Source organism: Rhizobium sp. NZLR10 (genome assembly GCF_019685125.1).
GTDB lineage: Bacteria > Pseudomonadota > Alphaproteobacteria > Rhizobiales > Rhizobiaceae > Rhizobium.
In genome coordinates, this window is sequence record NZ_JABDWE010000019.1 from 148,941 (window position 1) to 163,751 (window position 14,811).

Genomic DNA, 14,811 nt, shown 5'->3' on the forward strand with positions numbered 1-14,811 from the left:
GTCGGCTGCAGCAGCGTCGGCCGCTACGATTTACTCGTATTGTCATAGAGTGCTGAACGCAGTTTCGCCTGCATCCACTGGAGGTGCTGTTCGATCATATGCGCGTGGAAACTGGGGTTATTGAGAGTGTTCAATGTGAAGTCAGACAAATTCGGGGGGACGTTGATCGGCTGACCCTGCCATTCGGCAAGCGCCACAGGAAGATATCTATGTATCGCCTGGCGGTTCAGCCACGGACGGAAATGCCGTGCGTCCCACGGTTCGGTGCCGATCCGGTGACACATATCGCCGACATGTACCGTCCCATTCACGATACGAGCAGCGAGGGGTCGGCGTTCCGCCAACATAGCTTCGGCTGCCTCAAGGCCCTGGTCCAGATTGATCTCGAGCACGTCGATTTCGTCAGTGGAAGCTGTCGGATCCGTCGGAAGCCGCCAATCCTCACCCAACACTTCCGCGGCGCCGCGAAGATAATGATATCCACTGCACTGTCGCTCTACCTTCTCATAGAGCCTGCGAAGGCCAGCCTTTTCCAACATTTGGAGGACGCCGGGGCCAGCCTTGACGAGGGGGTCAAGGACAGAACCGGCGCGGGTAGCGATAGTCCTTTGCAGGCGCCTCTTCCGCCCTTTTCGTCCGGCGAACCGATGAATCGCCAGCAGCCGCTGTATGTCGGGGTGCTTACGAGCCATCAAGGCATCGGAGCGTCCCTCTTGATGCCTGCGCACCATCTTTCCGGTGAGTGTCGTCGTTTGATGTTCGAGATGATAGCCCAATGCGTCAGGAGCAAAACGAATTGGAACCCCTTTTTTGATCAGACGCAGACCAAATTCGAAGTCTTCTCGTGCACGGGCGAATTGAGGATCGAGCCCGCCCATTGCGTGAAATAGGTCTGCATCCAGCGAAAGGTTTCCTGTCAGCACATCGGTAAAGGCGAACTGATGTCCAGGGCGGGACACGCGCTCGAAGTGCCTCGTCCACCATGCGCGCGCGCTGAGGCGGAAGCGATCCTTTGCAATGTGCGGAAGTGGCGGGTAGGGGCCTATCACTACGCCCCCAGGGTGACGCTGATGTTCAACGACGTGCGCCCGAACGAAGTTTTCCCCGGGCTGAATGTCGTCATCAAGGAAGATCAATAAACGGCCGCTCGCGACCTGCGACCCCGCATTGCGGGCGAGTGCCGGACCGACGCCCGGCAACGTCAGGGTACGAAGCGGAACGCGGGTACGAAGCGACGAGAGCATTGTCGACGTGTCGTCCTCACACCCGTCCGCCACAACCAGGACTTCGAAGGCTGGGGTCCCATCTCGCTGAGCGTCGAGCTTGCTTAAAAGCGATCTCAGCATGGCAGCACGATTATGCGTTGGTATGATAACGCTGATGTCAACCACGCTTATGCCCTGCCTCCCCTGCTCGCGCCCGCGCCCTCAGATAACGGACCGGGCCGTTCACAGCACCTCTGACCTGCGTTAAGGCGTCGTTGTAAGGCAGGCTGAATTGGTGTCCCCGTCGAGGTTGAAACAACCGCCGAAGAAGCCTGAGATACGAACGAACCATGCGAGGGAGCGCACGCGGGTTTCCCTCGAACAGGAGGGCCTTCGTCAAGATGGCGAACGATGCAACCTCGTAGCCATACATCTGCTGCTGCAGTTCCTTGCTTGAGCGACGATGGCGGTGCCAGTTCAGAGCCTCGGGATCGTAGATGATCCGATATCCGGCTTCGAGCACACGCCGGAACATGTCTGTGTCACCACCAGCCAGACTGAGCGTTCCAGCGTCAAGAGCCTCGTCGAACCACCCCACCGCATCAACGATCGTTCGGCGCAACGCCATGTTGACACCGGCACCCGCATGCCATCCCATGAATGGGTCCAGGTTATAGGCATCATAGACCTGACGCCTGAAACCACGGCAAAAACCGCCAAAATGCTGAAAGGCGATCTGCGAGTCCGTTTCCAGCTCTGCCGCCATGGTAAGGCCGGTTACGGCCAGCACGAGGGGGTCCTCGAAATTGCGAAGCAAGGTTCTAAGCCATAGCGGGTCGGGGACCGCATCGTCGTCGATGAAGGCGACGACGTCTGCTTCTGTGTTGCGAAGGGCAGTATTGCGCGCGACGTCAAGACCAGGACGCGGTTCGCGCAGATATCTCACAGTGTCGAAGCGCCCGACTAAATCGCGCGTGGCCTCGTTCGATGGGGCATTGTCGACGACGAGAATATCGGCCTTATCGGGCATAGCCAAAAGCCCGGTGAGGCAGCGCTCCAGATCTTCGGTACGATCGCGCGTGCAGATCACCACGGAAGCTTTCGGCAGCTGACGTGGAGTCGGCGACGGGTCAGGGAGGGCCAGCCGATGCCTCAGCCAAGCCTCGAACACCGACGAACTGGCCGCAGACAGAATCCGGTCTTTAATTGGCGTCTTGCAGCCATCGGTGTCGAAGGCGATCACAGCTTGGCCGCACGGACGACCGGCGACCCGGATCAGCACAAGTGCACCCTGATAGTCATCGGTCGGTTCAAAATCTGGCGGAAGGTCAAGAATGTCGATGTCTCGAACCGCAAGGCGCATCAGGAGTTCCGATCCAAGCTGCGCTGACCCAATGAGCCGTGGTCCGGCGAGGTCGCGGTGGGGCGCGACTGCACCTGCTCCCACTGTGTCGGAGGATTCAGCATACCCTTTCTTGGGCCGGGGCCGGTCACGGCGAGAGGATAGACTTCGGCGTGATAATCGTAAACCTGCTGCCAGTCTGCCGAAAAAAGGCCCACCGTAACGCGATAGTCGCCGGGCGCCAGGTCGATACGATTGAGTGATGTTTCGATGCGCACCGTGTCCGTGTCTACGACAGGGGCGAATTCGGCCAACTTGCTGTCGGTCTCGAAGCAGCACGTATCGTCCGCCGCGTAGATGCCGATGACGATAACGGCGTTGCGATCTCTGGTGGCGCCAACATAGGTCAGTGAAATCGACAGCCGGTCGCCCGCAACGATGGTACTTGTCGGCGTGCTTTGCTCGTTCAGCAACACTACGGCTGTGATCTGGAGTTCGCCATTGCCGAACCGGCTGACCTGCGGCACAAGTTCGACGGGCAGTTTTGTAACGGCGAACGGTTCGTGCGGAACGCTGGCGACCTTCGCCTCGACAGCCGAGGTATAAAGCGGGAGCATTTCGTCGATTGGTCCGTAGCCCACGACGCGTCCGCCTCTCAGGAACAGCACGTGATCGCAGATTTCTCTTACCTGCGAGACGTCGTGTGACACGAAAAAGATAGTGGCGCCGTCCTTCAGTATCTCCTTCACTCTTGCAATGCACTTCTGCTGGAAGGCTTGGTCGCCTACGGCGAGGGCCTCATCGATAAGCAAGATGTCCGGGCGCACATGAACTGCCACGGCGAATGCCAGGCGCATACGCATCCCGGTGCTATAACTGCGAACCGGATTCTCAACGGCCGCCTCCAGCTCGGCGAAGGCTACAATCTCGTCAAACCGCTCGGCAACCTCGGTCCGCCGCATTCCCGCGATAACACCCAGCAGGAAGATGTTCTCGCGCCCCGTCAAATCGTCGGTCAGGCCCGCCCCGATGTCGAGCAAGGCGCCAATTCGACCCATCACCTTGATCTGCCCTTCGTCCGGACGACCAACACCGCCGATCAGACGCAGCAAAGTGGACTTCCCGGCCCCGTTTAGCCCGACCACGCCGACAGCTTGCCCTGGCGCAACCGCGAAGCTGATGTGGCGCAGGCCCCAAAAGCTTGTCGACTGTACCACGGACCGTCCGGACAAAAGGTAACCCTTCAGGGTGGTAGAGCGTGCACCCCCTTGCGCACGGTAGCGCTTGCCGACATCGTGGACGGTGATGGCGCCTTGTCTCATAGGTCGTCCACTAGGCGTGCGCTGCCACGCTCGACCAGCCAAATGCCAGCAAATAGCATCGGCAAAGAAATCAGCGCAGTCTTCCAATAGATATCAACGGGAGGCCACGCGTGTTCGACGAAAATGGCGCGGTACCCCTCGAGAATCCAGGCCATCGGGTTCCAGGTGTGAATTAACGCCATCGGCTCACTCGCCTTGAGTGGGCTGTAGAACACGGGTGTCAGGTAGAAACCCAGCATCAAAACTACGCCTACCAAATGTTGAGTATCCCGGAAGTGGACATGCGCAACCGCAACAAGATAGGACAGGCCCATCATGAACAGCGCCTGCGCAAGGAAGACGAGTGGAAGTGCGACGACGCTCAAAGTCGGGGCCCCGGTCTCGATAAACGAGATGATGAATAGGAGTGGCAGAGCGAGCAGAAGGTGAACTGCCTGTGTGATGACTGCGACAACAGGAAGTATCCCGATCGGAAAGCCCGGCCGGCGCACCAGTTCGCTGCTGCCGGTTATGGAAGTCGTCGCTGCGGGCACCGCAGTGCTGAGCCAACCCCAGGCCAACACGCCGGAAAAGACGAAAGTGGTGTAATGGGGAATATCTAGGGGCAGGACCTTACGAAAGATCAGCGAAAAAACCAGCAGCTGGCTCAATGGCCGCATCAAAGACCAGCCGAGGCCAATTGCGGACCGTTGATATCTCATCTTCAGATCGCGTGCCAGAAGTTCTAACAGCAAATCGTTCCATTGCAGACAGACGTGGATCAAGGGCTTCCACTGATCACGACGCCAGCATTGGTCCCGTCGCTTCGCGCGATCAAGCGCATCATCCTTGAGATGTTCAGGCATTTCGGCTCACTTCTGCCACCGGTTAAATACACCTTGCCTCAAAGTAGTAAAGATCATCATACTCGCGAACTGACCCGGTACACTAGCGTGATCGTTATCGTAGGAAGCAACAATTATGCCGATGGTTTCCATCATTACACCGGCGCATGGAGCGGAAACAACGATTTCTTCGACTTTGGAAAGCCTGATAGCGCAAAGTCATGCCGACTGGGAATGCTTCATCATTGATGATGGTTCAACCGATCAGACCGCTGAGATCGCGGACCGTTTCGCGGCTCGGGATACGCGCTTCCGTGTGCTGCGGCAGGAGCAGCGCGGCGTTTCAGCTGCTCGCAATGCGGGACTGGCACAGGCGAAAGGCGACTGGGTCGTCTTTCTCGACTCAGACGACGCGCTGGCACCCTTCCATCTCGAAACCATGCTGAATCACACACGAACGTCGCCGCAGGCCGACATTCTGCATTGCGGTTGGCGCCGTCTGAAAAATGGTGCTCCCTGGTGGCAGTCTCACCCGGCAGTAAAAATGGACAATCCGTTTGCCGACGCAGCGCGCTATTGCCCCTTCGCGATCCACGCCGCCTTGCTTCGCCGGTCCCGACTTGCAGAACTCGGCGGCTTCGATCCAGAGATGACAATGTGCGAGGACTGGGACCTGTGGCAGCGCCTCGCTCGAGTGGGCGCCGAATTTGCGCCGGTCGAAGGCCTGATGGCTGACGTTAGCGTAGAGGCCGGTTCGCTGTCGTCAAACAGGGTTAAGCATCTCGATTTTGGTCTTAAGGTGATCCGGCGCGGCCACCATTCCGATCCGCGCATCGCCTATCCGGTGCCGGCGCTCGCCCAGGGAATAACAAAAGCTGCGTTGGGAACGGCGTGCTGGTATCTCGCGATCTGGCTTGTCGGCGCCTCAATAGGTCAGGGCGACAATCCTGGTGAACTGCTTGAGCGGGTGGCAGAGCCTATCCCACCTGACGCCGACGCCTACGCGCTCAGCGCAATAATGATAGACGGGATTGTGGTCGGCGCCTTCCCCGACGAGCCGATTTGGCCCGGACTTTGGTCGAAGATCCAGGGCAAGCTTCCGGACCTAGAGGCTTGGCTTAACCGGCATGGTCCCCAAGAAGCTTTTGGGTCCCTGTTGATTCGTTCACTGGAGCGAAAGGTCGCTGACCAGCTGCCGACCAACGTGCCCGCCACGATCGGAACAACAAGGATACAGCCAATTGATTTGGATCGACCTATCGTCGACCTTATCTTGCCCGGCATTGAGCGGTTGCGCTGTTGCATCTGGCGAGCTTCGACGCTGCTGGGGCAACTGGAGTTTGTTGTCTTCGGAGCAATCGAAGCGGATGCTATACGAAGTCGACTTCGGACGATGTTCGGCCCGGAGTTCGACGATCTGAAGCACCCAACAGCGGTTTTGTTGGCAGAAGATGGCTTCGTCAATCTTCCTGATCAGGATGACGGGCGCGCCGCCTCCGCCAGCATGGCAGCGCCAAGCTACAGCGGAGTAGCTCAACAGGTGCTGAAGCTCATGGCGAAAATATCAAATTGGGCCGAAGCCAAGACAGTAACGGGTTGGTGGAGCAAGAAGGAGCCGACACCAACACGTGTCGACTCGATATCAGGCATGGCGCATACCGGGCGCGCTGAATTCGATCGAATCGTTGAAGAGGAAACCCAGCGGGCGGTTGCAGCCTCAACGCAGATGTCCAAGGAGACGCCGTCGAAAAAAACCGGCCCAGCGGGCGATGAGGTGCCGAGATACGATACGGAGGCGTACTGGGAGGAGCTGTTTTCCCAGGTCGACCCTTGGGACTACCGAAACAACTATGAGACTGTGAAATATCTTCAAACACTCTCGTTGTTGGACGATCGGCGCTTTTCAAACGGCCTTGAGCTGGCCTGCGCGGAAGGAACCTTTACACGGATGTTGGCCTCCCGCGTCGACAACCTGCTGGCGACCGACATTTCGGCGTCGGCAGTCGCTCGAGCGGCCTCGCTTCAGGACCATGATTCCGCGGTAACCTATCGGCAGTTGGATCTTTTGAGCGACGAGCTAGAAGGGCCTTACGATCTCATTGTCTGCAGTGAAGTTCTGTACTATTTCGAGAACAGAGAAAAACTCCAGCAGATAGTCGATAAGATTGCGGGCAGTCTTCGCACTGGTGGTTGGTTCGTTACTGCCCACGCCAACCTCCTGATTGATATGCCGCATGAGACAGGATTTGGGTGGCCGCATGAATTCGGTGCGGTCGGCATAGGTGAGATGTTTGACCAGCATCCGGATTTAACTCTCTCGGTCGAAGCCAAGAGTCCGCTCTATAGAATCCAAAGGTTCGAGAAGGTGGAGCACGGGGGTTTCCTTGAGCCGACACGCGTGGAAGTAAACACGGCGCAGCCTTTGCCTCTTCAGGTCGCTAGCCAAGTACGCTGGAGAGGGGGGCAAGTTGTGGAAGCGGCCGCCGACTGGAACGATGTCCCGATCTTGATGTATCATCAGATTTCGGACGACGGTGTGGAACAGCTTGCTCGATACCGCCAATCTCCGGAGGCCTTCGAAACTCAACTGGCCTTCCTGCGCGACGCCGGATGGCGCGGGATGACTTTGGACCGGCTGCTTGCTTGTTTCGATGAAGGTGCCAAACCGCCAGAAAAGACATTAGTCCTGACCTTCGACGACGCTACGCGCGATTTCATGACGCATGCCCTCCCACTGCTACATCGATACGGCTTCCCATCCTCACTCTTTGTCCCAACCGATAGGGTCGGCGGCTCCGCAATATGGGATTCGGCCTATGGATCGCCGGCTCCACTGCTAACTTGGGAGGAACTTGCGGCAGTCGCGAACAGCGACGTGACGCTGGGCGCCCACGGTGTCCGGCACGTGCGTTTACCTGCCCTGGCACCGGAGAGCCTATTGCGAGAGCTTGCTGGCTCCAAAGCTATGCTTGAAAAACGCCTAGGTCGAGAAGTGCTGGCGGTCGCTTATCCGTACGGCGACTTCGACCCCGCTATCCGGGACATAGCCGAACAATGTGGTTACCGGATCGGGTTAAGCTGCGTCGGCGGCACGGTGCGGGCGGATGCCGATAAGCTCGCATTGAAAAGACAGGAGGTTTTTCGCGGGATCACCCAGTCAGAGTTCGCAAATCTGCTATTTGGCTGAGACAAGAATGGGGGGGTCCACCGTCCAACCCGCATCGTACTTTGTTCCTAGAGCAAAGCGATGATTGGGATTTGGAGAGAAATTAGGTTCCTGCTTCAGCCATGATCGGGCCTTTTTTTTGAGGCTCGTCATTGCCTTTGATCTCGCGTCAACCACAAGCATCTCGGCGGCAATTGGCTTGTTATGTCGCGACATGGTAGCCACAAGTCCGATGAGCGCGCGATATTGGCCTTGTTCAACAGCCCTCTGGGCGAGCCACCGGCCACAGCGGCGTAGGCCGGCCCGGATTGCAAAACCCTTTTCCGGGTGTCTCGTTAGCATTTCATCCGCGACCAGAATCCAGGACCGAAGCATTCGCGTCAGATTGGCTGACATGTTGTCGGGGGTTTGGCGATAGCCGACAAGATGATCCGGCACCACTACAAAATGCGAGAGTTCAGCGGCCAGGCAGTAGAAGAAATAATCTTCACATCCCTGCGCCTCGCGCTGTTGGAGTGAGGAGTCAAATCCTCCGGTCGCCTCGAGGACATTCCGCCGTACGAGTGGCGAGCTTCCATTTCCAATGAAGTTTTTGGCAAGTACTTCGTCGAGCACATCTCCCTCGACGGAAATCTCATTGCTCCGGTAAATGACGTAATTCTTATGGTCGATCATCGCATACCAAGTGTAGACTAGCCCGACTTGTGGGCCGCCTGTCTCCAATGCCACCAATTGTCGCTCAATTTTATCAGGTGACCAAAGGTCATCAGCATCTAGGAATGCCACTAGGTCGGCAGGGGTAGAGCGCCAACCCGCATTTCGAGCAGCAGCGACGCCTGAATTTCTTTGCTTCAATACTCGCACGCGCGGATCAATTTTAACGATTTCTTGCGCAATGGCCAGGGTATCGTCCTTGGAACCGTCGTCCACCACGACGATATCGAGCGCATGATGCGTTTGATTGCGAACGCTGTTGATTGTTTCAGCCAGAGTTCGTTCCGCGTTGTAGGCCGGGATTACAACAGCAACAGTTGCTTCACTTCTTGCCGATTTCTTCAAGCTCTCAACTCCACACGATCGCAAAGAAGTTACACCAAGATGGACGTTTGAGTTTCAATAGATGGAGTAATGGTTATTCGACAAGATATTTCTAGCCAGCAGCTGTTCGTAGTCGACAGATTGCCGGTGCAAAAGCGACGCGCGCCGCCAAAAAGACGGTCACCATCTACCTATGAGGAAGCTGATCTGTATCCATCCCGCCTTGCGCTTCAGCACCGTGGCGGGAAGGAGATTATTGCTCGTCATTGCTCGCCTCCTTCGCCGCGACGCCGGCCGCGGCCATCAGAAGGTTTGCCAGCTTGGCGACAACGGTACTCCGTTTCGCATCGCTCAGGCCTCGCATCTGCGGTGGATCGAACGGTATGCTCAATTGCTTGATCGGCATTCTCGCCGGCTGCGGCCGCCCGACCGCGCGCAGCTAAGACACAGTCGCCGCCTGGTCCTAAAAATTATAGATGGTTGAAAATGCTCGTCGGAGTGAGCTCTCCATTCGGCGACCCTTGAAGGATACTACGCCGGAGAACCATAGCTAAAGTAATAATTTACATAAATTATAATAACCCCAATAATAATCTTGGACAAGATCGAATTTAACTGCAATCATACCTACGCACTGTGCAAGCGTTTCCTACCGGAGGACCCGTCACCCACCCCGACGGGTCCTCAACTTTGCTTGCGGAAGATTGTCGCAAGCGATTGCTGTTGCCTCTATGTCGGCATCGCAAAATATTGCATCGGACAGTGATGTCGCGCGGAAGAGATACGCTCAATGAGACAACCTCACATTTTCGAATGAGGATGGCAGGTGCGTCGCTCGTCAACCCGCATCAGAAGCTATACTTTCTGTCGGTAACCGAATTATTTACGCATGAACGTAACTTCCTCAATCCGATCATGTAACATGGTCGACATAGGCGCATGATAGAAACTAATAAAATTATTGAGACTATTAATAGATATGCCATGCGATTATTGCATTTTAGAATTTTATTCGCCTTTTGATTGATGCTTAAATACAACCTCTGTCTGAAACTTATTATTTAACCTTTTGATAAAAATTTACTTGATAACTACGATGACCAGTCGCAGTTTGTTTTATCCGTCGGCCTCGGTTTCGGTTTCCCAGAGAGCAGAAAATCGACCGAAACCGTTCCCCCGCAGCCGCCCGACAACCTGCCGGGCATACCGACGGCAGGATCACAATTGACGGCCCTGACGGTCATGGAGATGATGACGCGCCCGAGAGGTGCCGGTGCAGTTTAGGACCGCCGGATGAAGGCAGCGGAGATGTACGATGGTTCAATATATCGCAGAATCAGGCGGTTACACAGCACGACACGGAACAATTGCGCCGCTCAAGCCGGCAACAACCGATCCGTTGATTTCGCAATCCGGTGCAGGGATTCCGGCACAGCTGATTGAGATACCGGTGCCAGGCCGATGCGTCGGCCTCGTGCGGGATCCTTTCGACACGACACGCCCGGCATCCCTAGACCCGTCTCGTTTCAACACGCCGGAAGGTCTGATGGTATGCCAAACCTGTGTCGAAATGGCCGCACCTCGAGAGGGAATTAACCCTTCATAAAGCATTTGCTTGCTCAACTTGTAATTTGTGTCATGGTCACTGTAAGTAGTGAGGGAGCCGACCTGATGAGTGATATGGCATCGCATATTCCGGAATTTGGTTACGATGAACGCGTGATGATCTGCCGGAAGCAGATCGAGAAGGCGGTTTATCAGTTCATTGCAAATACGAGGGTCGAGGGGTGCGATCCGGCGGAAGTCGCGATGGCCATCGCAGACATTGCCGACGATTACATTTTACTGCTGGCCCAGAAGCGCAATCTGACCCATTGAGATCAGGGACCGGCCCTCGATCGGCCGGTCGCGCAGTAGACATGTAAACGCGAATTCGCGCCGCTTCCCTACCCGGAAGCAACGTCAAGAAGATCGTTTGTCGTTCGCTTGAAACTACCCATGTGACGGGAACCGGCAAATCCTAACGCGCCGACCATCAGCGACCTGCAACTAGCCGGGCTTTCTCTTAGCCGCAATTGGTCGATTGCCAACGCGCGGGTTCGGCTTCAATCCGCTATTTCCCCCGCGACGGGATCGAAGGGCTCTGCTTCGATCGACGAGTGCTCACATACGCATAACCGCGAAAATCGATGTTGATTTTCGCGGTTATGCGTGGGTTCGAAGGTGTGAAGTCGCGTGATCGACGCGTTAATGACATCTCACGCTTACTTGCGGGACCGGCGAACTCAATTCGGCCAATTCCTTGGTCAACCCCTCCCCCACCTCCTGCTTCACGGCCTCGAGCGCCAGATCGAGGCAGTTCGTCGCGAGCTGCAGTTTGACATCCTGAGCGACCTGCCGTGCATAGGCGATCATTCGCGCCAGCGCGATGAGTTCGTCGGGACCGTCTTCCGCCGCGCGGTCTGCGTCTCTCTTGGCAGCCAATGTCACGCCCATGTGCATTTCTCCCTTCAATTGAAGGAATGATACGCGCGCTGACGTGATCCAGCCCGTGAAAAAAGCGTGACACAACCCCCGGTGACATTGCCGCCTTCGATTCACGGTGCAGGTCGAGTCCGGAATGAGGTCTCATGCAGTGTCCAAGGCAGATCGGCATTCGAGCGAATGTCGCGGGCGTCCTGCACGGCCTTCAGCAATTCCAGCGCGTCGATACGTTTTTGATCGACGGAATTCGAAGCAAGGGCCGCCAGCAGTTGCGGACGGCCGGGCTCGGCCATGTCAGCACATTGCTCGACGATCGCCCGCCAGGTCCGCTTCTTGAAAAAGATCGCGCTTGCGGCATCTTCGAGCTTTTGGCGCAACCCGGCTGCCAACAGCCCGCGATCCTCCATCGCATCGAGCGTGGCGCTGACATTGACAAGCGGGATCGTCAGTGGCTTGCTGCTCAGTGCGCTCGGCGCGTGGATGAGTGCGACGGCGGCATCGTCGACCAGCCGGCCGGAGCGATAGTCCTCGAAAATGCGGCCAATCCCGATCATCCCAAACGGATGACATTCCGCGGCCCGCAAGGCGCCCATGCTTGCTGCCCCAAGGACGGCCACGCCAAGCGAGAGAGCATGGAGAATTTCCTTGTGCCAAACCGGTGCGGCATATTCGAAGCAGCCGTCGATCAAGCCGATGACATTGGCGCCCTGCTCCACCTGAGCCAGGACATCGCCTTGCATGGCAGGCGACAGGACGCGGATCGCCTCGCCGGCAAGCAACGCCGCATCGGGAAGACTGGGACCTGCGAAAATGATCTTCAAAGCCCTATCGCCTTGGCCAGTGCCCTAGTCCCAAATCGCCGGGCGCGTTCCCCCTCTGGATTTTCGAGTTCAGGGATAACGACTTTGACGACGCTGAAGGGAAGCGTGTCGTCGCTGAGGCGCACTGTGATGACCGAAGCAATCCCTCTGCTGCGCAGCGCGTCAAGCACATGTTGCAGCAGATGCGTCAGATCCTGTTGCTGGCCTGCCGCACCGTCACGATGGAGGGTGGCAGGCGGTGCGGCAACCGCATCGAAGGCTCGCCGCATCAGCGGCGGGAGGGATCTCGAGAAAGTTGCAGGCGAAATATCGTCCCTGGCGCCGCTAATATGGGTCAGCCGGGATTGCACGGCTTCCGTCACCGCGCGAATGGCCGCGCGCACCGGGAACGGATGCGCCCCGGTGCCGCCGGTTACCTCGACAAGGCGAATGTCCCTCTTACGGCGAAGATCCCTGCCACCGCGAAGATCACTCCTGACGTGAAGATGCCTGGGGGCCGGAACAAGCTCCCCGGGGCCCAGCATGGCGGTGAAGCAGGGGATTGCGATGTCGCTGGTAATATCGAACAGCCTGAGCGCCAATCCCGATGCTTCGATTTTGTCGATCAGCCCGTTGAGGGCGCCATCCCCAAAACCGCGGGGATCGACGCAGCGGGCATAAAGATCGGCTTCCCCGCCGACCTGCCACAACACATGGGCGTCGCGCTCGATACGCTCCAGTACGCCATGAAAGATTGCCTCCTCGGCATTGTTTCCCGAAGCCAAGCCATCCGACGACATCCAGTATCGCGCATTACGCGTCCGGTCGAGCACCACCGCTTCGAAGGGAATGTGGATCTCGCCGCCGCTGAGGATATTGACGCCGGCAACCCATTCCGTCTCGTCGTCCGGCCCGAGATCGGGTTTATGGACGGCGGTCAGGCAGCTCAACCTGTCGACCTCGCAGCCCATCGCCTGCAAGCGAGAAGAGGAACCGTGAACGAGCTTGACGAACGGCTCGCCGGCGACCGCCCGTTCGAGGGCTTCCATGACAGTGGATACCTTGGCGTCCAGATCGGTCAGGCCCTTTCCCTGCGCAATCACGATCGACCGCGAATTCGGGGTATATGCGCACCAGACAGGGATTCCGATGTCGTCCAATCCGGTATGTCGTGCAACCCTGGTAATGCCGAATCTGGCCAAAAGAGGTTCGACGCGGGAAAGAGTTTCCCCCGGCGACATGATCCTGTCGGAATAGTGGGCGCGGTGTGTCAGGACACCGCCTCAGCCATCGACGTAGCCGAAGGCACCTGCGCCGACGAACGACGGCGCCTGCCTCGCCAGGTATGCCTATAATGGCTGGCAAAAATACAGGCTGTCGTCAACAGCCCTTTGATCCGGTAGCGAACCAAGTCGCCACTCGTCTCGATCAACCGCAGATCGCCGAATGCCTGCAGATGAAGCACGATCCGTCCTTAGCCGTTTACAACCGGATCATGCAACTCACCGTCGATCTCAGAGAATCCCGCGACCGCCAGACTTTTGGCCAATGCCACCAGTTTTTGCCTGATATTCGGATCCTCGATGGCGATGAATGCCTTGTTGAGCGCCAGCCCCTCCTTCGAGGACAAAAACTTGTTCAATTCGCTAGTCTCGCCTTCGATCGGTCCAGAACCGCCGTTCTCGAAGAAAAAGCCGATGGGCACGCGAAGAATCTCGGATATGCGCTGAAGACGGCTGGCGCCTATTCGGTTCGTGCCTTTTTCGTATTTCTGGATCTGCTGGAAGGTAATGCCCAGAAGTTCGGCCAGACCATGCTGGGTCATCCCGAGCGTCTTTCGCCGGATCCTCACGCGGTTGCCAACATAGACGTCGATCGAATTCGGGGATTTAGCCTTCATGTGAATAAGTCTCCCACCTCATCAGCACGCCCAGCTGTATAATGGAGAGTTTAAGCAAAAATGCAACTAAAAGTAAATATTTGGTAAGGACTTTTTTTCAGCACTGCACACAGTAAAAAAACAACCTGTGGATTATTGCAGCGGATGCCCTGGAGAGGCTGCATAAAGCGCTCTCTCGCTCTGCCGCACCCCTCGAAATTGACGAATGCTGTTCGAAATCGGCGCCACTTCGACGCCGTCTCTAAAGAGGCTTTTGAGCGACGAGCGTCATAGGCCGAGCCGATATTCCGCGGGAGGTTGGGATAGTTGATATTGGCCTTGGCAATACCATCGCCGGAAGATCGACGCCGACGACATAATAACCCTTGTCCGCGGGAGCAGCGGCTGCCCGCCAGTACCACATCCCAAAGGCGTCCAATTGCCGACACGAAGCCAAAGATATTTAACGGATAAATGTATACTGCTGGATTTAGACAGCCCGATCGAAACCCTTCTCGCACCGGAGAAGACAAGCTTGCCTGAGAATTCATCGCCCGCAAATGCGAAACTGCCGGTGGGAAAACGGACGATTCCCGTGGTCTTCTGGTTGCTGCTGACGATTTCCCTCTCGCTGGTCATGGGAACGGTGCTTCTTTCCAACGATATGAAACACTTGAAGACGGTGGGCCATTACTTTGGCTTCGATCTCTTTCCTGCTGACGTTAAGCCGCCTCCCCCCAAACCCCTGCCC

Annotated in this window: 12 protein-coding genes and 2 pseudogenes; 3 read left to right on the top strand and 11 right to left on the bottom strand. The window is 57.0% G+C overall.

The features are described 5' to 3' along the window. Positions 1 to 23: 23 nt before the first annotated feature. The 4 genes from HJB82_RS25400 to HJB82_RS25415 are packed head-to-tail and all read right to left on the bottom strand — an operon-like array spanning position 24 to position 4,714. Complete coding sequence (locus HJB82_RS25400) at positions 24 to 1,391, bottom strand: glycosyltransferase (protein WP_221141849.1); 1,368 nt, start codon at positions 1,389 to 1,391, stop codon at positions 24 to 26. After that, positions 1,384 to 2,568 carry a glycosyltransferase family 2 protein gene (locus HJB82_RS25405; protein ID WP_221141850.1) on the bottom strand — a complete coding sequence of 395 codons (1,185 nt, stop codon included), beginning with the start codon at positions 2,566 to 2,568 and terminating at the stop codon, positions 1,384 to 1,386. Before HJB82_RS25405 ends, HJB82_RS25400 begins: the two co-directional genes overlap by 8 nt. Then, positions 2,568 to 3,869: an ABC transporter ATP-binding protein gene (locus HJB82_RS25410; protein WP_207581435.1), complete on the bottom strand. Its 1,302-nt coding sequence runs from the start codon at positions 3,867 to 3,869 to the stop codon at positions 2,568 to 2,570. Before HJB82_RS25410 ends, HJB82_RS25405 begins: the two co-directional genes overlap by 1 nt. Next, positions 3,866 to 4,714: an ABC transporter permease gene (locus HJB82_RS25415; RefSeq protein WP_221141851.1), complete on the bottom strand. Its 849-nt coding sequence runs from the start codon at positions 4,712 to 4,714 to the stop codon at positions 3,866 to 3,868. The genes HJB82_RS25410 and HJB82_RS25415 overlap by 4 nt, the downstream gene beginning before the upstream one ends. A gap of 115 nt (positions 4,715 to 4,829) precedes the next feature. On the opposite strand from HJB82_RS25415, the gene HJB82_RS25420 reads away from it, so the two are divergent. Continuing rightward, entirely contained in the window at positions 4,830 to 7,880 is a 3,051-nt protein-coding gene (locus HJB82_RS25420; protein WP_221141852.1) for a trifunctional glycosyltransferase/class I SAM-dependent methyltransferase/polysaccharide deacetylase, read from the top strand. Here HJB82_RS25420 and HJB82_RS25425 read toward each other — a convergent pair. Beyond that, positions 7,869 to 8,918 (bottom strand): glycosyltransferase family A protein, encoded by a 1,050-nt coding sequence (locus tag HJB82_RS25425; protein ID WP_207581438.1) that lies wholly within the window; start codon positions 8,916 to 8,918, stop codon positions 7,869 to 7,871. The two genes, HJB82_RS25420 and HJB82_RS25425, sit on opposite strands and share 12 nt — an antisense overlap. A gap of 232 nt (positions 8,919 to 9,150) precedes the next feature. Continuing rightward, positions 9,151 to 9,303: a hypothetical protein gene (locus HJB82_RS25430; RefSeq protein ID WP_207581439.1), complete on the bottom strand. Its 153-nt coding sequence runs from the start codon at positions 9,301 to 9,303 to the stop codon at positions 9,151 to 9,153. 1,265 nt (positions 9,304 to 10,568) lie between these two features. On the opposite strand from HJB82_RS25430, the gene HJB82_RS25435 reads away from it, so the two are divergent. Continuing rightward, positions 10,569 to 10,775: a hypothetical protein gene (locus HJB82_RS25435; protein ID WP_007630845.1), complete on the top strand. Its 207-nt coding sequence runs from the start codon at positions 10,569 to 10,571 to the stop codon at positions 10,773 to 10,775. 369 nt (positions 10,776 to 11,144) lie between these two features. Here the strand turns inward: HJB82_RS25435 and HJB82_RS25440 are convergent, their stop codons facing one another. The 5 genes and pseudogenes from HJB82_RS25440 to HJB82_RS31795 all read right to left on the bottom strand — a co-directional run. Further along, entirely contained in the window at positions 11,145 to 11,393 is a 249-nt protein-coding gene (locus tag HJB82_RS25440) for a hypothetical protein (protein WP_207581441.1), read from the bottom strand. Between the two features lie 101 nt (positions 11,394 to 11,494). Further along, positions 11,495 to 12,202 (bottom strand): TfuA-like protein, encoded by a 708-nt coding sequence (locus HJB82_RS25445; protein WP_207581442.1) that lies wholly within the window; start codon positions 12,200 to 12,202, stop codon positions 11,495 to 11,497. Beyond that, the gene (locus tag HJB82_RS25450) at positions 12,199 to 13,422 is read right to left on the bottom strand and encodes a YcaO-like family protein (RefSeq protein ID WP_207581443.1); all 1,224 of its coding nucleotides are present in this window, start codon (positions 13,420 to 13,422) and stop codon (positions 12,199 to 12,201) included. Before HJB82_RS25450 ends, HJB82_RS25445 begins: the two co-directional genes overlap by 4 nt. Positions 13,423 to 13,655: 233 nt before the next feature. Further along, positions 13,656 to 14,081 carry a helix-turn-helix domain-containing protein gene (locus HJB82_RS25455; RefSeq protein WP_221117517.1) on the bottom strand — a complete coding sequence of 142 codons (426 nt, stop codon included), beginning with the start codon at positions 14,079 to 14,081 and terminating at the stop codon, positions 13,656 to 13,658. A 266-nt stretch (positions 14,082 to 14,347) separates the two neighbouring features. Then, a pseudogene (locus HJB82_RS31795) lies at positions 14,348 to 14,489 on the bottom strand (methyltransferase domain-containing protein); the annotation flags it as partial. Positions 14,490 to 14,595: 106 nt separating this feature from the next. Here HJB82_RS31795 and HJB82_RS25460 point away from each other — a divergent pair. Further along, a pseudogene (locus HJB82_RS25460) lies at positions 14,596 to 14,811 on the top strand (DUF6030 family protein); the annotation flags it as partial.